General features: G+C 49.6%; 18 protein-coding genes. 17 read left to right on the top strand and 1 reads right to left on the bottom strand.

Going from position 1 to position 19,663, the window contains the following annotated elements:
• The first annotated feature begins 295 nt into the window (after positions 1 to 295).
• The 5 genes from ACW9JV_RS16660 (at position 296) to ACW9JV_RS16640 (ending at position 5,001) form a co-directional block, all read left to right on the top strand.
• Complete coding sequence (locus ACW9JV_RS16660; RefSeq protein ID WP_457336492.1) at positions 296 to 952, top strand: NAD(P)-dependent oxidoreductase; 657 nt, start codon at positions 296 to 298, stop codon at positions 950 to 952.
• A 409-nt stretch (positions 953 to 1,361) separates the two neighbouring features.
• On the top strand, positions 1,362 to 2,129 hold the full coding sequence (locus tag ACW9JV_RS16655; RefSeq protein WP_457336490.1) for a (Fe-S)-binding protein: 768 nt from the start codon (positions 1,362 to 1,364) through the stop codon (positions 2,127 to 2,129).
• Entirely contained in the window at positions 2,095 to 3,525 is a 1,431-nt protein-coding gene (locus ACW9JV_RS16650) for a LutB/LldF family L-lactate oxidation iron-sulfur protein (protein WP_457336488.1), read from the top strand. The genes ACW9JV_RS16655 and ACW9JV_RS16650 overlap by 35 nt, the downstream gene beginning before the upstream one ends.
• Positions 3,525 to 4,229 carry a LutC/YkgG family protein gene (locus ACW9JV_RS16645; protein ID WP_457336486.1) on the top strand — a complete coding sequence of 235 codons (705 nt, stop codon included), beginning with the start codon at positions 3,525 to 3,527 and terminating at the stop codon, positions 4,227 to 4,229. Before ACW9JV_RS16650 ends, ACW9JV_RS16645 begins: the two co-directional genes overlap by 1 nt.
• Positions 4,230 to 4,290: 61 nt before the next feature.
• Positions 4,291 to 5,001 carry a FadR/GntR family transcriptional regulator gene (locus tag ACW9JV_RS16640; RefSeq protein WP_457336484.1) on the top strand — a complete coding sequence of 237 codons (711 nt, stop codon included), beginning with the start codon at positions 4,291 to 4,293 and terminating at the stop codon, positions 4,999 to 5,001.
• Positions 5,002 to 5,234: 233 nt separating this feature from the next.
• Here the strand turns inward: ACW9JV_RS16640 and ACW9JV_RS16635 are convergent, their stop codons facing one another.
• Positions 5,235 to 6,521 (bottom strand): TolB family protein, encoded by a 1,287-nt coding sequence (locus ACW9JV_RS16635; protein WP_457336482.1) that lies wholly within the window; start codon positions 6,519 to 6,521, stop codon positions 5,235 to 5,237.
• Between the two features lie 138 nt (positions 6,522 to 6,659).
• Between ACW9JV_RS16635 and ACW9JV_RS16630 the strand changes: the two genes are divergently transcribed.
• The 12 genes from ACW9JV_RS16630 (at position 6,660) to ACW9JV_RS16575 (ending at position 19,654) form a co-directional block, all read left to right on the top strand.
• Positions 6,660 to 7,166, top strand: coding sequence for an N-acetyltransferase family protein (locus tag ACW9JV_RS16630; RefSeq protein ID WP_457336480.1), 507 nt, complete (start codon positions 6,660 to 6,662; stop codon positions 7,164 to 7,166).
• Positions 7,167 to 7,269: 103 nt separating this feature from the next.
• Positions 7,270 to 9,174 carry a BglG family transcription antiterminator gene (locus tag ACW9JV_RS16625; RefSeq protein WP_457336478.1) on the top strand — a complete coding sequence of 635 codons (1,905 nt, stop codon included), beginning with the start codon at positions 7,270 to 7,272 and terminating at the stop codon, positions 9,172 to 9,174.
• Positions 9,174 to 10,595, top strand: a complete 1,422-nt coding sequence (locus ACW9JV_RS16620; protein ID WP_457336476.1) for a PTS fructose transporter subunit IIC — start codon at positions 9,174 to 9,176, stop codon at positions 10,593 to 10,595. Before ACW9JV_RS16625 ends, ACW9JV_RS16620 begins: the two co-directional genes overlap by 1 nt.
• Complete coding sequence (locus ACW9JV_RS16615; protein ID WP_457336474.1) at positions 10,592 to 11,047, top strand: PTS sugar transporter subunit IIA; 456 nt, start codon at positions 10,592 to 10,594, stop codon at positions 11,045 to 11,047. Before ACW9JV_RS16620 ends, ACW9JV_RS16615 begins: the two co-directional genes overlap by 4 nt.
• A 250-nt stretch (positions 11,048 to 11,297) precedes the next feature.
• The gene (locus ACW9JV_RS16610; protein WP_457336472.1) at positions 11,298 to 12,740 is read left to right on the top strand and encodes a PTS mannitol transporter subunit IICB; all 1,443 of its coding nucleotides are present in this window, start codon (positions 11,298 to 11,300) and stop codon (positions 12,738 to 12,740) included.
• Between the two features lie 30 nt (positions 12,741 to 12,770).
• Entirely contained in the window at positions 12,771 to 14,888 is a 2,118-nt protein-coding gene (locus ACW9JV_RS16605) for a BglG family transcription antiterminator (protein WP_457336470.1), read from the top strand.
• A gap of 21 nt (positions 14,889 to 14,909) precedes the next feature.
• Positions 14,910 to 15,344, top strand: a complete 435-nt coding sequence (locus tag ACW9JV_RS16600) for a PTS sugar transporter subunit IIA (protein WP_457336468.1) — start codon at positions 14,910 to 14,912, stop codon at positions 15,342 to 15,344.
• A complete protein-coding gene (locus ACW9JV_RS16595; protein WP_457336466.1) occupies positions 15,345 to 16,475 on the top strand; it encodes a mannitol-1-phosphate 5-dehydrogenase in 1,131 nt (376 codons plus the stop codon).
• Positions 16,476 to 16,721: 246 nt separating this feature from the next.
• A complete protein-coding gene (locus ACW9JV_RS16590) occupies positions 16,722 to 17,291 on the top strand; it encodes a GbsR/MarR family transcriptional regulator (protein WP_457336464.1) in 570 nt (189 codons plus the stop codon).
• Positions 17,284 to 18,162 carry a 3-keto-5-aminohexanoate cleavage protein gene (locus ACW9JV_RS16585; protein WP_457336462.1) on the top strand — a complete coding sequence of 293 codons (879 nt, stop codon included), beginning with the start codon at positions 17,284 to 17,286 and terminating at the stop codon, positions 18,160 to 18,162. Before ACW9JV_RS16590 ends, ACW9JV_RS16585 begins: the two co-directional genes overlap by 8 nt.
• A gap of 30 nt (positions 18,163 to 18,192) precedes the next feature.
• Positions 18,193 to 19,188 (top strand): 3-hydroxyacyl-CoA dehydrogenase NAD-binding domain-containing protein, encoded by a 996-nt coding sequence (locus tag ACW9JV_RS16580; RefSeq protein WP_457337233.1) that lies wholly within the window; start codon positions 18,193 to 18,195, stop codon positions 19,186 to 19,188.
• Entirely contained in the window at positions 19,181 to 19,654 is a 474-nt protein-coding gene (locus ACW9JV_RS16575; protein WP_457336460.1) for a thioesterase family protein, read from the top strand. The genes ACW9JV_RS16580 and ACW9JV_RS16575 overlap by 8 nt, the downstream gene beginning before the upstream one ends.
• The last annotated feature ends 9 nt before the right edge of the window (positions 19,655 to 19,663 follow it).

Below are 19,663 nucleotides of genomic sequence, written 5' to 3'. Positions count from 1 at the left end.
CCTTAACCAGGCTCGTGTTTTTTATGGACATTTGCAGCGGAGGAATGTCTGGAACCGGAGGATAGGAACCACTTCGATTAGGATCGGGGTCTGAAATGTCCACATCACAGAATAAGTGGACAACATTTTATCTCTTCACATGAAAAACGTTCAGTAACGTTGCTTAGGAGACATTTTCAGACCAGGTCTGTCCAATAGCTGGACGTGGAATAACACAAATGCAAATCTTCTAAATGAAACCGGCGTTATTCGGGTATAGTTATCATAGAAGTATGCGTAAAAGGAGGGCATTACCGTGAAGCTGCTTGTCTTTGGCGCAACGGGAAGAACGGGACGGATTTTTGTCCAAAAGGCATTGGCGGAAGGTCACGAGATCACCGTGTATGTGCGCGACCCTTCGAAACTGGAACAGGGGCCGGAGAAGCTCACGGTGGTTCACGGAGAATTGATGGAAAAGGATAAAATAGAAAAAGCTGTGCAGAATCAGGATGCTGTCATCAGTCTGCTTGCTCCGAGGCGGGGAGTGCCCGGACAGCCGGTTGCCCATGCGGCAGCCGATATGGTGAAAGCGATGGAAAAACACAGGGTTCCGCGTATCATTGATGTAGCAACGCCGGCTGTGCCGGATGAGCGGGATGCGTTCGACGCGAAATATAAATTGATGCAGGCTGGAGAGCGGACGTTTACGAAAGAACAATCGGAAGATATCCGCCGGGCTGCCGAAGCGGTTCGTGCTTCTGACACGGACTGGACGATTCTCAGGGTCCCTTTTCTCACAAACAAACCGGGTACCGGGAAAGTGAAAGCCGGATTTCCGGGCAAAGGTGAATTCCGGACAACGCTGACCCGTGAAGATCTTGCCGACTTCATTCTTTCGCAGCTGACGGATGATCATTATACCGGACAAGCTCCGATGGTTATCCAGGCGGGAGACAGTAATGAAACATCCTAACGAAAAAAAGAGAAATCTTAAGAATGAAAGAGATATAAGGAGATGAAGAACGCTTTCATTTTCAATGTTTTCGTTTTCATGCCTTTCATTGGTTTTTGAGATTGTTTCCCGTATCGTCAATAATAAAAACAGCATTTGAAAAAGAAAGCGGGGATGAATCATGAAGAAATTTTTAAAAACCGTCCGCGACATTATTGTAGAAGCCAGTGAACTTCAGAAAGAAGCCAACAGACGTTTTCCGCATAACAATGTACAGTAAATAGATCCCGGGGCTGTCCTGAAAGGGCAGTCCTTTTTATAGGCTTTCTTTCAGAAAACAATTGTAACCGGTATCAAAGTTTGATAGGGTAATGGTAATTAGTCATCAGATGACCATATCTTTTTAAAAGAACCGGAGGCATGACTCGACATGAACGTATCTCTATTTATCACCTGTCTGGGTGACCTGTTTTACCCGGATGTCGGCAAGGACATGGTGGAGCTGCTGGAAAGGAACGGCTGTGAAGTCGATTTTCCGGAAAACCAGACATGCTGCGGCCAGCCGGCATTCAACAGCGGCTATCACAGTGATACGAAGAAAGTGGCCAAGCATATGATCAAGACGTTTGAAGGTGCAGAAGCTGTTGTCACGCCTTCCGGCTCCTGTGCGGGGATGCTGAAAGAGTATCCGGGTCTGCTGGAAGACGAACCGAAGTGGAAAAAGCGCGCCGAAGAACTGTCGGGAAAAACGTATGAACTGACCCAGTTTCTGTACCGGGTGCTCGGTGTGACTGATACCGGCGCGGAATTTCATGCCAGCGCCACCTACCACACGTCCTGTCACATGATGCGGCTGCTCGATGAAAAAGAAGCGCCGTTTCAGCTTCTTCAGAACGTGAAGGGGCTGGATCTTCGGGATCTTCCGAACAGCCGGGACTGCTGTGGTTTCGGCGGTACGTTTTCGGTGAAAATGACATCGATTTCCGAGCAGATGGTCGATGAAAAGGTCGATCATATTGATGAAACCGAAGCAGACGTATTGATCGGCGCGGACAGCGGTTGTCTGATGAACATCGGCGGCCGGATGAACCGCCGCGGCAAGCAGGTAAAAGTCATGCATATCGCGCAGATTCTGAACCACCGGGAGAAAGGAGAGACTTCTCATGCCGATGAAGATAGCGCCGGAACAGTCGTTTAATGAAAGGGTCCAGAGCGGCATTGACGACGCTCACATGAGAGAAACGGTCCGGTCGGCGCAGGAACGCCTGTATTCAAAAAAATCGAAGGCCGAGGAAACACTCGGGAACTGGGAAGAGTGGCGGACGTTATCCGAAGAGATCCGTTCCCATACCCTGGAGAACCTTGATTTTTACCTGGAACAGCTGAGTGATAACGTAGTGAGAAACGGCGGCCATGTTTATTTTGCCGAAACGCCGGAAGAAGCGAACGAGTATGTGAAGCAGATCGCAGCGGAAAAAGAAGCAAAAAAAATTGTTAAATCGAAGTCCATGGTCACCGAAGAAATGAGCATGAATGAAGTGCTGGAAGAGATGGGCATGGATGTCGTGGAATCTGATCTAGGTGAATACATTCTGCAGATCGATGACCAGGATCCTCCATCTCATATCGTGGCCCCGGCTCTTCATAAAAACAAGGAACAGATTCGGGAGACGTTTGAGCGGCTGAAAGATTACGACAGCACGTCCCAGCCGGAAGAACTGACCCAGTTTGTGCGCGAGAAGCTGCGTGAAGAATTTCTGGAAGCTGATATCGGCGTCACCGGCTGTAATTTTGCTGTCGCCGAATCCGGAAGTGTTTCTCTTGTCACCAACGAAGGGAATGCCCGCCTCGCGACAACCGTTCCGAAAACCCAGATTTCTGTCATGGGAATGGAGAGAATTGTTCCGACGTGGGAAGAGCTGGACGTCATGGTGACGATGCTCTGCCGGAGCGCAGTCGGACAGAATCTGACAAGCTATGTAACCGGGCTGACCGGCCCCCGGGGAGAAGAAGACCTCGACGGACCGGAAGAATTTCATCTCGTGATTCTCGATAACGGTCGTTCCAACATTCTCGGCACGGCTTTTCAGTCCGCGCTGCACTGTATCCGCTGTGCGGCCTGTATCAACGTATGCCCGGTGTACCGGCACGTGGGCGGCCACTCGTACGGTTCGATTTATCCGGGACCGATCGGCGCGGTACTGACGCCGCTGCTTGAAGGATATGAAGACCATAAAGATCTGCCGTATGCCTCCAGCCTCTGCGCCGCCTGTACGGACGCCTGTCCGGTGAAAATACCGCTGCACGAGCATCTGATCGAACACCGTAAGATCATCGCCGAGGAAGAAAACAGGACGTCTCTTGGGGAAACGTATGCCATGAAAGGATTCGGGCTGGCGGCAAGCTCCCCCGGCCTGTTCCAGATGGCCACGAAAACGGCGCCTTATATGCTGTCTCCGCTCACGAAAGACGGAAACATCGAAAACGGACCGGGCATGATGAGCGGCTGGACCGAAATCCGAAGCTTCCCGGCGCCGGAAAAGGAACGCTTCCGGGATTGGTTCAAAAAACGCAGGCAGGGGGAGGAATCCTGATGACGAAAGGTACCATGTATAAGCGGGAATCATTTTTAAATAACATTGCCGGTAAACTCGGGCGCGAACGGAGACGTTCCGGGGTCGAACGCCCGGTCTGGCAGACGGAACCGCAGTGGGATGTGATGGTCGGCTATTCCACCGATGAACTTGTCGATGTGCTGAAAGAACAGTGCCAAGCTATTCATACGGACGTGAAAGAAACCGGCATCGACAACCTTTCTGCGGTGATCGATGAAGTCATGAAAGGATACGAAGCGGACAAAGCGGTGGTGTGGGACGACCCGCGTTTTTCCTCGTTTGGTCTGGAAGCCTTCATGTCACGTGAAGACGTGGATGTGTGGGGAAGTACGCCGGGGGCGGACCATATCCGCATTACCGAACAGGCGGATGTCGGCATCACCTTTGCCGATTATACCCTGGCCGAATCCGGCACGGTCGTTCTGATGAACGGCGGCGGTAAAGGGCAGTCGGTCAGCCTGCTGCCGACGTATTACATCGGCTTGATTCCATTCAGTACGATTGTACCGAGAATGAGCCAGGTGACGAGGCGCATTCATGAACAGGCGGAAGCAGGAGAACGTGTTCCATCCTGCATTAATTTCATATCCGGTCCGAGCAACAGCGCCGATATTGAAATGAGTCTGGTCGTCGGGGTGCACGGGCCGGTCCGAGCCACCTATATCCTGATTGACGACCGGTAACGCCGCAGAGACGGCCATGTGTTATAATAAGCCCAGCCTGCCATGAAGGAGTACGCGCTGCATGACGTATAAACAGATTGAAACGAAAAAAATAGCAGAAGTTGTCCGGGAACAGATCGAAGACATGATCAAAAACGGCGATCTTCAGCCCGGAGATAAACTGGATTCTGTCGTCATTCTGGCCGAACAGTTTCAGGTCAGCCGCTCCGCAGTCCGGGAGGCCCTCAGCGCTCTGCGTGCCGTAGGCATTGTGACGATCAAGCAGGGTGAAGGCACGTTTGTAAACAATTATGATTTTTCCGGTGTCATGGATCCGATGAAACCGGAGCGGATCATTTCCAACAAAGAAATGCTGGAATTGTTTGAAATACGCAAAATTATGGAGACCGGGGCGGCGGAACTGGCTGCGGTAAAACATCTTCCGGGCCAGCTGGAGGACATGAAACAGGCGCTGGTGGACATGGGAAGAGCGTCAGTGGAGAACAATGTCGGCGAAGCGGCGGATGTTGCTTTTCATATGGCGGTCGCAGAAGCGTCCGGAAACCAGCTGATGATGGACATGATGAACCAGCTTTCGGATACCCTCCGCAAAACGATGTTCGAAAGCCGCAGAGTCTGGCTGTTTTCTGAGAAAAGAAGTCTGGATCGGCTGTATGAAGAACATGAGCAGATTTTGACCGCTATTGAGCAGAGAGATGCCGCTGCTGCCAGAAGTGCTATGCTGGAACATCTCACCCATGTCGAAGCCACCCTGCAGGTTCAGCGGCCGTGAAACAGCAGTAAAAGTCTGGACCAGGCTCTTTAAAACCGTATTCAGAGAAAGCCTGCGGCCATGTGTTCCGTTATTTGCGGAAATACATGCTGCTCCCCTGCGAAAAAGGGGAAATAACGTACTGGAGGTCCGGGATGTCCTTCTTTACCGCTGAAATAAGATAAATAGCGGCTCATATGTCCGCCTGTTTATATATAAGAGGGTTCCGATGCTTTTCGGAACCCTTTTCGTGTTTACGACCATATTTTCCGCGCAACAGCTCCGGAGAGCCAGAAGAGAACGGCAAGGACCAGCAGGGCGGATGAGGCTGGTCCGACAGCAAGAATGACAAACTGATACGTCCAGGGATCGAGTGCATTCATGATATACGCCGCAGCGCTTAAGAGAGCGCTTAGAACAGCGGGGAGATAGACCAGTTTCGGTTTACGGCGGAGCAGTAAGATGGCGGATAGTCCAAAGAGAAAACCAAGTGCCGCTGTGGTACCATTGTTCATGAAAAAGCCGGCCGCTGCGCCAAGAAGGACATGATGCTGTATGCCGGAGATTTCCGGCTCAAGGGTTGTGACGTCATTGCTGGAAAGATCCATCGATTGGAGCTTATTATCTGTTACATCCCCGGGCCAGTTCATGTCTTCGATGTATAGGATTCTGTTAGATTCGTGATAGAACACCGGTGACGTGATGTTCGTGGCTGCAGACGTTAACCGTTCCGTCTGGCCGCTGTTATGATTAAACAAAAAGAGGTCATACTGGAAATTGCCGCTCTCCGCCGTATTCGAAACGGCACTGTAGGCCATTTGTTCACCATCCGGCGCAAGAGAGACATCGTACATTCCAGCGGGAAATTGTTGATAATCAGGAGGAATGCCGTTTTTCTCCGTCAGGGAAACGGTCTGCACTTCTTCCTCATTTCCGCTGCTGGTGGTGAACATGAGATAATCCCCGGAAGGAGAGATGGAAACGTTGTTCATTAAATAATAGTCCTGTTCCGTAACGTGGGAAAATGTACCAGTGTCCCGGTTTATTTCATAAATATCAAAGCCGCCGGCTGTTTCCGTGTTGGAAGACATCCAGTCCTCCCTCGATATAGCTGCGGCATAGATGGATGTCCCGTCGGGGGAATAAACAGCATCCTCGACGTGCATCCGGTCTAACGGAATATGTACAGGTTCTGTTTCTCCCTTTTTCACCGTGTACAATGATTGAACATCTGAATTGGATGTGCCAAGAAACAGCAGTTCGGAACCGTCCGGCGAATAAGCCGGGCTGGTTTCATCCATACCTTCTGTTTCCGTGAGGCGTTCGGCCTCTCCACCTTCCATCGAGGTGCGGTACAGATGCGTGGTGCCGTTGACATAATAGGTGAAAACAATACCGTTGTCCTGCGGGGCGATAGCTGCTTCGCTTCCCATCCCTGAATAAAACCGGTCGCTGTCAAACGAAAAAGACAGAGTGATGGAAAAAAGCAGTAGCAAACCGGCAAGTACTGTAAACATTCGGATAAGAACAGCTGATGTCATATACAAGCGCCTGCCTTTGATAAGATTCCGACTTCCATCATAGCACTGAATTTTCGATAATTACAATTGAAGTAACACTTTTAGGAACAAGGATGGAGGGGGGCGGAAGAATGATCAAGGACAGAAGGAGGGGATCTCATGATACATACAAGACGGTTGACCGTGGAAGATGCTGAAGAATGCGCTGTCCTCCGGGAAGAGGCCCTGCGCGTCTGCCCGGAAGCGTTTGCCATCACCCATCAGGAAGAAGCGGCAGATGGTGATTTTATGGGAATGGTTCAGGAACGACTGTTGTGGAGACACGCGGTGACGATGGGAGCCTTTGAGGATGGCGCTTTGATTGGAACGGCGATGATTATGAAAAAACCTTTGCAGAAAATGCAGCATAAAGCAGATCTCGAGGGGATGTATGTCACGGGTTCATTCCGCGGCAGGGGCGCAGGCACAGAACTTATGAAAGCTTTACTGGATCAGGCACGGATATGGGAGGTCGAACAGCTCCAGCTGGCGGTCGTTTCATCGAATAGAAAGGCAAAAGCATTTTACGAGTCTTTCGGGTTTCAGACGTTTGGCACCGAACCACGGGCGTTGAAATGGAACGGAAATTACCATGATGAGGATTACATGACATTATTCTTGCGCTGAAAGGCAGTATTTTTCCACATATTGCGGAAGCAGTTACGTATGTTTTAGGCAATTTTTCATCATACAATCAATGTGTAAGGGATTTCAGGGAGGAGGTGAGAGATTGGAACGACTGAATCGACGGCAGGCAGCATTATTGTTTTTTCTTTTAAACCGGCAGGAGTTTCATACATCCAGATGGCTGGGAGAACATTTTCAGGTGACCTCCCGCACGATTAGAAACGATGCGGATAGAATTGCGGAGATGCTGGAAGAATTGAATCTGGATGCCGAACTGATCAGAAAACCGAGTGAAGGCCTCCAGCTGCAGGCCTCCATAAAAACAGCCCAGATTATTAAAATGGCGTTGAATCCGTATGCTGAGCAGCTCGATGACACGTTGAAAGACATCTTGTTTCACCTTGCATCACAGACGACATTTATCCAGATTCAGGATATTATGGATCAATACTATGTGAGCCGGTCCAAAGCTGTGCAGCTTCTCGATACACTCGAAAACTGGCTTAATACGTATAACCTGAAGCTGGAACGCAGAAAGCATAAAGGCTTCCGCCTGGACGGCGATGAATGGCAGTTGAGGCGGGCGATGAAGGATTTATCCTTTGAAGAGAATCCCCCTCATTTTGAGTATGATTTTCAGCTTGTATTCCAGGAATTTAAAAAGATGGAGCAGCGTCTTCAATTTCCATTGACCGACCGGGCCCGTAATAATCTGTTGTATCATACGTTGATTTTTATCCAGCGCCTCCGGTTAGGGAATGTCATTGAAGAAAAAACGGGGAAGAACCGGTACTCCCTTCACCGCCATCCGGAATACAAGCTGGCATGCGAGTTTGTCAAAAGGCTTTCGGAAGTGTTTCAAATCCGGATTCCTTCCCAGGAGGCGGAATATTTTGCTCTGCATCTGCTCGGAAGCAAGCGGGAGCGGATGAATGAGCAGGAAACAATGGATCACTGGAATCTTCTTGATGACGAAGCCGTAGATATGATGGAAACATTCATTACAGCGGTTGCCTCTGATTTTTCGCCGGATATGGCGCATGATGATGATTTTAAAAGGGCACTCGTGCTTCATTTTCAAACCACCCTTCACCGGCTGAGGTATCATCTTCGTGTGGAAAATCCAATGCTTCACGAAACAAAGGTAGAATATAAATCTTCATTTGACTGGGTGAAACATTGGGTGCAGACCGTGGACGAACCGTTACTCCAGAAAGTTCCGGAAGATGAGATAGGTTTTTTGGCGATACACCTGCAGTCGGCGATTGAAAGGCACCGCCGAATGAATGAACCTGTGCACAAAGTCCTTATTGTCTGCGAGACAGGAATGGGGACGGCTTACTTGATAAAGGAAAAATTCAATAATTTATTTCCCGGCATACGGGAAACGGAAGTCTCAGCCGTCAATGAATGGGAGCGGAAAAGAAATAGTTTTCGGCCTGATTTAATATTGTCCACCGTGGACATCGACGATGACCGGGTGTTCCAGGTCTCACCAGTCTTTTCAAAAGAAGATCAACAGGCGTTAATTCGTTGGATGGATCATACGGAAAAAGAAATGCCGGTTATCGTGAGATACAGCAGACCACCCCTGTTCTTTCCTGATATGAAGGTTGAAACGAAAGAACAGGCTATAGGGTATCTGGCTGATGCATTAATCGAGCGGGGCTTTGCCTCCCCAACCATGAAAAAGCATGCGTTGGAAAGGGAAAACCTCGGGACGACAGCCATTTCTTCGGATATCTCCATCCCCCACGGGCGTACAGAAGATATTCTTCATTCCGCCATCGCGGCAGCGATATTAAAACATCCTGTCGATTGGGGAGGAGAGGACGTCTCGCTAGTCTTCTTTATCGCGGTGGATTATGCCTCCCCTGGAGAAGCGGAAACGCTGTTCAAGGAACTCTTTCAGCTGTCCAGACAGGAGGCATTGGTCACTGATCTGAAACAGGCGGAAACGTATCAGGAATTCAAAACATTGATAAAGAGAAATGAGGAGGTTTCGTGATGAAATTAGTAGGCATCACATCCTGCCCCAACGGGATCGCCCATACGTACATGGCAGCGGAAAACTTAAACAAGGCTGCTAAAGAGAAGGGCATTGATATAAAGGTGGAAACACAAGGGTCCATCGGGGCGGAAAATGAACTGACCGATGAGGATATCGCCGGCGCGGATGGTGTTGTCATCGCAGCCGACAAAACAGTGGATAAATCACGTTTTGAAGGAAAGCCGGTGCTCGAAGCTACGTCATCTGATGCTATACGGGGAGCGGAAGATCTGCTTGCTCAGTTTGAGGCGGGGGACGTGGAGACGTATTCGGAACGTTCCGGTCAGGACAAGGCAAAAGACAAAATAGATGAAGAGAAAGCAAAGAAAAAGAAGAAGCAGAACCCTGTCTACCGGCATTTGATGAACGGGGTCTCCTATATGATTCCCTTTGTGGTTGTCGGAGGTCTTTTGATCGCGATTTCCCTCAGTTTAGGAGGACAGCCGACCGAAGACGGTCTCGCTATTCCGGAAGGCTCTTTCTGGAATTCGATCAATCAGCTCGGGGGCACGGCATTTAACTTTATGGTACCGATTCTCGCCGGGTTTATTGCAATGAGTATTGCTGACCGCCCTGGTCTTGCTCCCGGTATGATAGGGGGCTTTATCGCAAATGATGGAAGTTTTTACGGAAGTGAAGCCGGTGCCGGGTTTATCGGCGGTATTCTTGCCGGATTTCTTGCCGGCTATATTGCAAAATGGATTAAAGAAGTAAAAGTACCGGAAATGATCCAGCCGATTATGCCCATATTAATTATTCCCATTTTGGCTTCTTTAGCCGTCGGTATCATTTTCATTCATGTGCTTGGAGCACCGATCGCCGGATTGATGGATGCGATGACGAGCGGCCTGGAAGGAATGGAAGGCGGAAGCCGGATTCTGCTGGGGCTGCTGCTTGGGGCGATGATCAGTTTTGATATGGGCGGCCCCTTCAATAAAGTTGCCTTTTTATTCGGAGCCGGGCTGATTACGCAGGGGCAGCCGGAAGTGATGGGCGCTATTGCAGCAGCTATCTGCACACCGCCCCTTGGCATGGGACTGGCTTCGCTCATCTTTAAAAAGAAATTCGAAAACGACGAACAGGAAGCAGGTAAAGCAGCTGTTGCGATGGGACTTGTCGGTATTACAGAGGGGGCCATCCCGCTTGCGGCCGCCGATCCGTTCCGGGTTATTCCGAGTATTATGGCCGGTGGTATGACGGCTGGTGCGATAGCTATGATGGGCGGCGTTGCCGACCATGTGCCTCATGGCGGACCTGTCGTCGCAGTATTTGGTGCTGTTGACAATGTCCTCATGTTCTTTATTGCCATCATTGTAGGTACGGTTGTGACTGCATTGCTGGCTAATATACTGAAGAAGCCGATCGTGGAGGGATCATGAAAATGGAAATAGATGCTCTGATACAGGAAGAAACCGTCACCGTTGAATTACAGAGTGAAGACAAGAATGGTGCTTTGGCAGAAATGGCAGGCTTATTTCCAGAAGCCGTTCTGCATGATAAGCGACAGTTTCTACAAGACATTCAGTCACGCGAACAGGAAGGAAGCACCGGCATCGGATTTGGATTTGCCATCCCCCACGCTAAATCAACAGGCGTACAAAAAGCGGCCATCGCCGTAGGCAAAACGCGCGGGGGAATGGATTGGGCGAGCATCGACGGCAATCCGGTGGAAGTCATATTCATGATTGCCGTTCCTGAAGAAAACGCCGGTGATGATCATTTAAAGATTTTACAGCAGTTATCCAGAAAAATGATGGATGAAGAATTTCGTCAGTCTTTAAAACAGGCAGAGACGAAAAAACAGATTATGGAAGTAGTAGCACAAATTTAACAGAGAAGGAGGGTTGTCCATACGGGCAATCCTCCTTTTCTCATATTAGATATTATCCGGTGAAAGGCGTTGTGACAATGAAGAAATTCCTCACTTAAATGTTGTCAACATAGATGTTGCCTAATTCGATGTTTCATCATATTGATGACGGAGATGGGAACGCTTTAAGATAAGGGTATAAGTTATCCATCTTAGATTCTGTCATCATACTTTGTCATCATGTCAACATTTATTAAAAGGAGGGGTTTCTGTGAGTGCACAAGAAAACCAAAAATCCGGAGGTGGATTCAGGGCAAAAGTTCAGAAGTTTGGAAGCTATCTGAGCGGCATGATCATGCCGAATATCGGCGCGTTTATCGCCTGGGGGATTATTACCGCCCTGTTTATTCCAGACGGCTGGACGCCGAACGAGGATCTGGCTTCGCTTGTCGGTCCGATGATCAATTATCTGCTCCCACTGTTAATCGGTTACACCGGGGGTAAAATGATCCATGATACCCGGGGTGGTGTCGTTGGTGCGATTGCGACGATGGGTGTCATTGTTGGTGCGGACATTCCAATGTTCCTCGGCGCTATGGTTATAGGCCCGCTTGGCGGTTACCTGATCAAGAAATTTGACGACGCGGTAGATGGAAAGATCCGCCAGGGCTTTGAAATGCTCGTCAATAACTTCTCCGCCGGTATCATCGGCGGCGCAATGACGATCCTTGGCTATTACGCCATCGGTCCATTTGTAGCAGGATTCAACAACATTCTTGCATCCGGTGTGGAAGCGATTGTGAATGCCGGTCTGCTGCCGCTCGCCAGTATCTTCATCGAACCGGCGAAAGTGCTGTTTTTGAACAATGCGATCAACCACGGTATTTTGACGCCTCTTGGAACCAATGAAGTAAGTGAAACCGGACAGTCCATTCTGTTTATGCTGGAAACCAACCCGGGTCCGGGACTTGGCGTACTACTTGCTTACTGGGTGTTTGGAAAAGGCATGTCAAAAAGCTCGGCACCTGGTGCAGCCCTGATTCATTTTGTCGGTGGTATTCATGAAATCTACTTCCCGTACATTCTGATGAAACCGCAGCTGCTACTTGCTGTGATTGGCGGCGGAATGAGCGGTGTGTTTACATTCGTACTATTTGATGCCGGCCTGCGTGCAGTGCCTTCGCCGGGAAGTATTATCGCCTACTTCGCCATGACACCACCTGGAAACTATGTCGGGGTAGCGTTGGGGATTATCATAGCAACCGCTGTGTCCTTTATTATTGCCTCAATTATCCTGCGGATCAGTAAAGACGAAGAAGAAGATCTCGGTTCGGCTGCGTCCAAGATGGAAGAGATGAAAGGGAAAGAAAGCAGTGTCACATCCGGCCTGAAGGGAGAAACAGAACAACAGGATCAGCTTTCCGGAAATGATGTGAACAAAGTTGTATTCGCCTGCGATGCCGGCATGGGATCGAGTGCGATGGGCGCTTCTGTTCTGAAAGACAAAGTGAAAAAAGCCGGTCTCGATATGCAAGTGACCAACTCGGCGATTAACCAGATTCCGGACGATGCAGATGTCATTATCACGCATAAGGACTTGACCGAACGGGCGGAGGAAAAACGCCCCGATGCTGAGCATGTTTCGGTGGATAACTTCCTTGGCAGCGACAAATACGATGAGCTCGTGGAACGCTGGAAGTCGGATCAAGAGTAGTGATAAGATAAGTTAAAAGGGGGAATGCCCTTGACTATCGACTATATGACGGTCCGCGAACGGGAATTGCTGCGTTATCTGCTGCAGCAGGAAAAAGATATTCCGGTGGCTGATGCAGCAGAAGCGCTGCAGGTCAGTACAAGAACGGTACACCGGGATTTAAAAGGACTCGACAAAACACTCGACCTTCACGGCCTGAAGTTGGTGAAATCAGCCGGAAAAGGTGTGAAGATTGAGGGACCTGCTGAATATAAACAAGAGCTGGAGCTGACGCTGCTCCAGCCTTCAGTAGTGGAGTACACGGCAGAAGAAAGACGTACGCTCATCCTCTGCCGCCTGCTGGAGAGCATGGACCCGGTTAAACTGAATACACTCGCTCGCGAGCTTAAAGTGACCGCCGCGACGATCAGTTATGATCTGGACCGGCTGGAAGAGTGGTTTGATACGCTGGATCTTTCTCTGGAGCGGAGACGGGGATACGGTGTCATCGTCAATGGCTCGGAGTCGGCAAAACGGGCCGCGATGAGCAGCTTAATTGCGGAAAATTTTAAAGAAGACGATTTATTTCGCCTCATGAGGGAAAATATTAAGAGTAAAAATGGTTTCCCCGACTCCGGGGAGATTTCCGACAGGCTCCTCGGTCTGGTGGAACAGGAAAAATGGCTGACAGTGGAAAAAATTCTGGCTGATATGAGAGAGGAGCTTCCATACCATTTCGCCGACAGTGCCTATATAGGCCTTGTCGTCCATTTGACGCTGGCGATCGAGCGTATTTCACAGGGCGAAAAGATCGAAATCAATGAATCCTATCTGAAAACCCTGCAGGATACGAAAGAGTACGAAATGGCAGAGCAGCTGATTGAAAGGCTGGAAAAAGTATTTCAGCTGTCGATACCGGAAGCAGAAATCGGTTATATTACGATGCATCTTCGGGGGGCGAAAATCAGGGAAGATCAGGATTATCTCCCGGATCTTGATCATTTATCGGCCGCGGTCTACGCCAAAGCGTTAATGGACTATATGCAGAACAAAACCAATCAGCCGTTAAAAGAAGATATATCCCTCTATCAGGGACTCGTCGCCCATCTGGATCCTGCCCTGTACCGTATCAGCGAGAACATGCGGATTCATAATCCGCTCCTCGAACAGATTAAAACGGATTATGAAGACTTGTTTCTGCTCGTAAAAGAAGCAGCAGGTGAGTCGCTGGACGTGAATCTTCCGGAATCCGAGGTCGGCTATCTGACCCTGCATTTCGGGTCTGCCCTGGAAAAACTCCAGGATTACCGGAAAGTGAATGCTCTTGTCGTCTGTTCGAGCGGAATCGGCTCATCCAAGATGCTGGTAACAAGGCTCCGCAAAGAAATTCCGGAAATTGAGGAATTAAAAAACATTTCGATGATGGATCTTGATGATCACCGGGAAGGCAGCTACGATCTTGTTATTTCAACATTGGAGCTTAACAGTAGCGGTCTGCCTAATATTGTGGTGAATCCATTTTTAACGAAAAAAGACGTGGAAAAAGTAAAGCTGTTTATCAGACAGCTCCCGGATGACAGGCCGTCTCAAGTGTCCATCCCACGGGAAATGCCGGATCCGGAAGCGGCGCAGGCACGTCTGGAAAGTGTTTCGCAGGATTTACGGCAGGCCAGAGTGTACAGTACCATCATATTACAGGTGTTGGAAACCTTCCGGGTGCTTCCAGCATCTGATAACACCGATCCATTTGAGGTGCTGAAAAAGGCCGGAGTCGAGATGGAAGAGGACGGATTGTTGTATGATCATGAGCCGGCTGTTGAAGGGCTTTGGGTCCGTTATCAGCAGGGCGGCACAGCGATACCGCAGTCGACTCTTGCCCTTTTTCATGCCCGGACCGATGCGGTGAAAACACCGTGTTTTCATATACAGCCCCTCAGCCATCCCATCCCGCTTAAAGCAATGGATGGGACGGGAACCGACGTGGAGCATTTATTGATTCTGCTGGCACCGGAAGAAGGAAACGCGGAGACGTACGAAGTGTTGAGCGCTGTCAGTGAACAACTGGTGGCAGGCGGACAGACACTGGATATGTTTGCGTCTGCTGATGAAACACGGATTAAAACACACATGGGCGAAGCATTCCGGCAGTGGCTGAAAGAAAAACTATAATTACGATAGGAGTGGAGCATGATGGCAAAACCTATTCTTCAGGAAGAAAACATCAAAATGAACGCCGCATTTCAAGATAAAGAGGAAGCCATTCGTGAAACCGGCAGGATATTGGTGGACCAGGGCTATGTGGAAGAAGCATATATTGAAGCGATGCTGGAGCGGGAAGAGCTGACGTCCACGTACATGGGGAATTATGTCGCGATCCCGCACGGCACCGAAGAAGCCAAAACACACATTAAAGAATCCGGCCTTTCTGTCGTGCAGGTACCGGATGGTGTCGATTTTGGCGGCAATACAGTTAAAGTTCTGATCGGCATCGCCGGAAAAGAAAACGAGCATCTCGAAATACTCCAGAAAATCGCTTTGATCTGTTCTGAAGAAGAAAACATTACGAAAATGCTTCAGGCACCTGATAAAGCATCACTTCTGGCTCAGTTTGATGAGGTGAAGTAAATGAAAGCCCTCCAGATCGGTGCCGGTAATATCGGAAGGGGATTTATCGGCCAGCTGCTGTCGGAAGCAGGCTATGAGCTCTGTTTTGCCGATATAAACGATGTGTTGATTCAGAAACTGAAGGAACAGCAGACGTATCAGGTGGAGCTGGCGGGAGAGCAGAAGCAGGTCATTGATGTAGTGAATGTCGATGCGGTTCACAGTGCACAGGAACAGGAAGAACTGCTGAATCGGATAGCGGAGGCGGATCTTATCACCACCGCCGTAGGCCCGAATGTTTTAAAGCATATCGCAGCGGATTTGGCTGCCGGTCTGAAAAAACGTCTGCATGCTGAGGCCGGTCCGCTCAATATTATTGCATGCGAAAATATGACGGGAGCGACAGACCAGTTAAAATCCTATATTTCCGATCATCTCATCGAGGAAGAGCAAAAACAGCTGACGGAAGCTGTAGGTTTCGCCAATGCTGCGGTAGACCGTATTGTGCCGGAACAGCCGCCGGAAAATGAGCTGACTGTCACGGTGGAGCCATTTTTTGAATGGGCGGTGGAAACGCCTGCTTTGAAAGGCGGGCGCCCGGATATTCCTGCCGTTACCTTTGTGGAAGACCTGACCCCTTACATGGAGCGGAAACTGTTCACCGTAAACACCGGTCATGCCGCGCTTGCCTATCATGGGTTCGCTGCTGGTCTCTCTACGATCAAGGAAGCGGCGGAAGACCAGGCAGTCGCGGACAGCCTGGACAAGGTACTGCAGGAAACGAGCACTCTGCTTGAGCAGAAGCATGGTTTTTCTTCTACAGAAATGGAAACGTACCGTTCCAAGATCATTGACCGTTTCCGCAATCCCCATATTTCGGACTCCGTGGAACGAGTGGGACGAGGTCCGATTCGGAAACTGGGGCCTAATGACAGACTGGTGCGGCCGGCACTCGAGCTGATGGACCGGAGGGAAACTCCGGAAGCTCTTGCAGCAACCATCGCCGCCTGCCTGGAATTTGATCCCGCACAGGATCCGGAAGCTGTGGAACTGCAGCAGGAGATACAGAAGCATGGAAAAAAACAGGCTTTGGCTGCTTATACAGGACTCGCCGAAGATCACCCTCTGATCGAGAAAGTCCTGTCGTTATAGGAAAAAACCACCATCTCCATCATGGGATGGTGGTTTTTTATAATGTCAATTATCCAAATAATGTTAATTATAAACCTATACGTTTATAAAATGTACAAAATTTATATAAATTTTTTGTTTATAAAATTCATATAGAAATATCTATTTATATCTTCTTATTTCTTCATTATGCTAATGTAAGTGAATGTTTGTGATAAGACTATTGTGTGCTACAGTGCAGACATACTCAGTGAGGAGGAGGCAGTCATGGACGATAAGGTACGTCATGAAGTGGATCAGGCCCAGACGCAGATCATCGAAAAAATTGCAGATAACATGCGTTCGTTCGGCACATCTACGACGGTAGGAAGAGTGCTGGGGATTATTTATATGAACAGGGCTCCCATGACCCTGGATGAGCTGTCGGAAGAAACCGGGATGAGTAAGACAAGAATGAGCCAGGTTGTTCGTGAAATGATTGACCTGGATATTGCAGAACGGACGTTCCAGCTGGGAGGAAGAAAAGATTATTATCAGGTGGAACAGGATTACTACCAGACTTTTATTTCCTTGTTCACCTCTAACTGGCGGCAGGCCATTAATAAAAGCAGACAGTTTGAACAACGGTTAAAAAACAGACTGGAGCATGTGCTGGCTGCTGAGGAATTGACGGAAGAAGAAGAAGAGCAGGTAAACGAACTTCTTCATGAGATATACGAATGGATGGAATACTACGACTGGATTCACCGATTGATTCAGTTTTTTGAAAGCGGCGAAGTATTTGAGCATGTGCCGAAGAATCCTAATGAAAAAGGAGGAACTTCCCGGAATGAATAAAAAACCGATCCTTTCCTGTGCCGTCACCGGGGCGGGGGAAACCACCAAGAAAAACCCGGACGTTCCCGTTACTCCAAAAGAAATTGCAGAATCCTCCATTAAAGCGGCAAAAGCCGGAGCCACCGTTGTCCATCTTCACGTACGCGATTCTGAAACGGGAATGTTGAGCCATGATCCGGAGCTTTTTAAAGAAGCGGTGACCAGAATCAGGGAAGCTGATACAGATGTCATCATTAACATAACAGCCGGAGGCGGCGGGGACTGGGTGCCGAGTGAGGAAGACCCTTCAAAAGGTGGAGAAGGAACCGATATTCAGACTCCTGCAGAACGTCATGAACCGGTTGCCGACCTGCTTCCTGAAATCTGTACACTCGATTGCGGCAGCATTAATTTCGGCGATCAGGTATACCTGAACCCGGGAAGCTGGCTCCGTGAACATGCCTCCCTGATTAAGGAAAGCGGCGTAAAGCCTGAGCTGGAATGTTTCGATACCGGACAGATCCGGATGGCCAATCAGCTTCATCAGGAAGGACTTGTTGAAGATGAGATGCTGTTTCAGTTCTGTCTCGGGATACCGTGGGGAGCCGCGGCCGATGCAGAAACGATCGCTTACATGAAAAGCCGGATCCCGGAAAACAGCCACTGGGCGGCATTCGGCATTGGAGCCAAACAGATGCCGATTGTAGCGGAATCTGTCCTTCAGGGCGGCAGTGCCCGCGTCGGCCTGGAAGATAATCTGTATTTGAAAAAAGGCGTCCTGGCAACCAATGAACAATTGACGGATAAAGCGGTGGATATTATTCAAAGTCTTGGCGGCGAAGTGATGTCCCCGCAGGAAGCCAGAGAAACCCTGAAGCTGAAAAAAAGATAATGGACGTTTATGGATAGAAGGAGTGACATGATGAGAGAAACCAATCAACAGCAGCCGTCTGTAGCCATTGTTGGAACCGGTGTGATCGGGGTTGGATGGATCGCGCGGTTTCTGGCAGCGGGGTACGATGTGATAGCTACAGATATGGCGGAAGATGCCGAAGCGCGGATGCGCAGAGGAGTGAGGCAGGCCTGGCCTTATATGGAACAGCGCGGGTTGGCTGAAGGTGCTTCCCTGGACAAGCTGACTTTCACAAATACAGTCCAGGAAGCGGTCGCAAAGGCCGATTTGATTCAGGAAAATGTACCGGAACGAGAAGACATTAAACGAAAGGTACTTTCCGACATCGATGCGTACGCTCACCCTGACGCGGTCATCGCCTCCAGTACATCCGGCATCACCCCTTCCACCCTGCAGCAGGACTGCCGCCGTCCGGAACGGGTCATGGTAGCCCACCCTTTTCACCCTGTCTATCTTCTCCCGTTAGTGGAGCTGGTAGGAGGTACGTCCACCCTGCATCAGACCATTGATAAAGCAGAAGATATCTATAAACAGGCCGGCATGAAACCCCTCGTCATTGAAAAAGAGGTGGAAGGCCATGTGGCGGACCGTTTAATGGAAGCACTATGGCGGGAAGCGCTGCACATTGTAAATGACGGCATTGCAACGACCGAAGAAGTCGATGCAGCCATTATTTACGGTGCCGGCCTGCGCTGGGCGCAGATGGGGCCCTTTATGACATTCCACCTGGCCGGAGGCGATCAGGGTATGCGCCACATGCTTCATCAATTTGGCCCGGCTCTGAAACTGCCGTGGACCAAGCTTGAAGCTCCGGAATTGACCGAAGAATTAAAAGAACAGGTCATTGAAGGAAGCGAAAAAGGAGCCGGTCCCCAAACGGTAGCGGAACTCGAACAGCAGCGGAACGAATTTCTGGTGAAGCTGCTTGATCTGGTGGAAGAATACTGGCCGGAACCACAGACGATTATGAACAACAGGAAAAAGGAGCCTAGTCACGATGGATGACAAAAATCCGTTATTAAACGAGAAAGTCCGCTCTGAATGGGTGGATTATAACGGCCACATGAATGATGCAGCGTACGCTGTTGTATTCAGCCGGGCCGTCGAAGCGTTGATGGAAGCTGTCGGACTTGATGAAGCCGAGCGCCGGGCGTCTTACTACACAATATTTACGCTGGAAACACATCTCTGTTACCTGAAGGAAGCGGTGGAAGGAGAAAGCCTGACCGTGACCTTTCAGCTCCTTGATCATGACGCCAAACGTCTCCATGTTTTCTTTGTCATGAAAAACAGCAGGGAAGAACAGGTTGCAGTAAGTGAGCAGATGTTAATGGGCATGAATACAAAAACCGGCCGGCCGGATGCATTTCCGCAGCATGTAGATGATGCGGTCAAGGATACCGCCGCTTCCCACATACAGCTGTCTGTGCCGGAAAAAGCCGGGCGCCGTATGGGGATCAAGCAGAAATAATATCCAGGC

The organism is Salibacterium sp. K-3, assembly GCF_054052005.1.
The sequence above is the reverse complement of the archived record's forward strand: the minus strand, read 5'-3'. Positions and strand labels throughout refer to the sequence as shown.

Bases quoted from the DNA above. Each gene is read 5' to 3' on its own strand.
- ACW9JV_RS16655 (WP_457336490.1), top strand. From the start codon at position 1,362: ATGAACGTATCTCTATTTATCACCTGTCTGGGTGACCTGTTTTACCCG.
- ACW9JV_RS16650 (WP_457336488.1), top strand. From the start codon at position 2,095: ATGCCGATGAAGATAGCGCCGGAACAGTCGTTTAATGAAAGGGTCCAG.
- ACW9JV_RS16645 (WP_457336486.1), top strand. From the start codon at position 3,525: ATGACGAAAGGTACCATGTATAAGCGGGAATCATTTTTAAATAACATT.
- ACW9JV_RS16640 (WP_457336484.1), top strand. From the start codon at position 4,291: ATGACGTATAAACAGATTGAAACGAAAAAAATAGCAGAAGTTGTCCGG.
- ACW9JV_RS16635 (WP_457336482.1), bottom strand. From the start codon at position 6,521: ATGACATCAGCTGTTCTTATCCGAATGTTTACAGTACTTGCCGGTTTG.
- ACW9JV_RS16630 (WP_457336480.1), top strand. From the start codon at position 6,660: ATGATACATACAAGACGGTTGACCGTGGAAGATGCTGAAGAATGCGCT.
- ACW9JV_RS16620 (WP_457336476.1), top strand. From the start codon at position 9,174: ATGAAATTAGTAGGCATCACATCCTGCCCCAACGGGATCGCCCATACG.
- ACW9JV_RS16615 (WP_457336474.1), top strand. From the start codon at position 10,592: ATGAAAATGGAAATAGATGCTCTGATACAGGAAGAAACCGTCACCGTT.
- ACW9JV_RS16600 (WP_457336468.1), top strand. From the start codon at position 14,910: ATGGCAAAACCTATTCTTCAGGAAGAAAACATCAAAATGAACGCCGCA.
- ACW9JV_RS16595 (WP_457336466.1), top strand. From the start codon at position 15,345: ATGAAAGCCCTCCAGATCGGTGCCGGTAATATCGGAAGGGGATTTATC.
- ACW9JV_RS16590 (WP_457336464.1), top strand. From the start codon at position 16,722: ATGGACGATAAGGTACGTCATGAAGTGGATCAGGCCCAGACGCAGATC.
- ACW9JV_RS16585 (WP_457336462.1), top strand. From the start codon at position 17,284: ATGAATAAAAAACCGATCCTTTCCTGTGCCGTCACCGGGGCGGGGGAA.
- ACW9JV_RS16580 (WP_457337233.1), top strand. From the start codon at position 18,193: ATGAGAGAAACCAATCAACAGCAGCCGTCTGTAGCCATTGTTGGAACC.
- ACW9JV_RS16575 (WP_457336460.1), top strand. From the start codon at position 19,181: ATGGATGACAAAAATCCGTTATTAAACGAGAAAGTCCGCTCTGAATGG.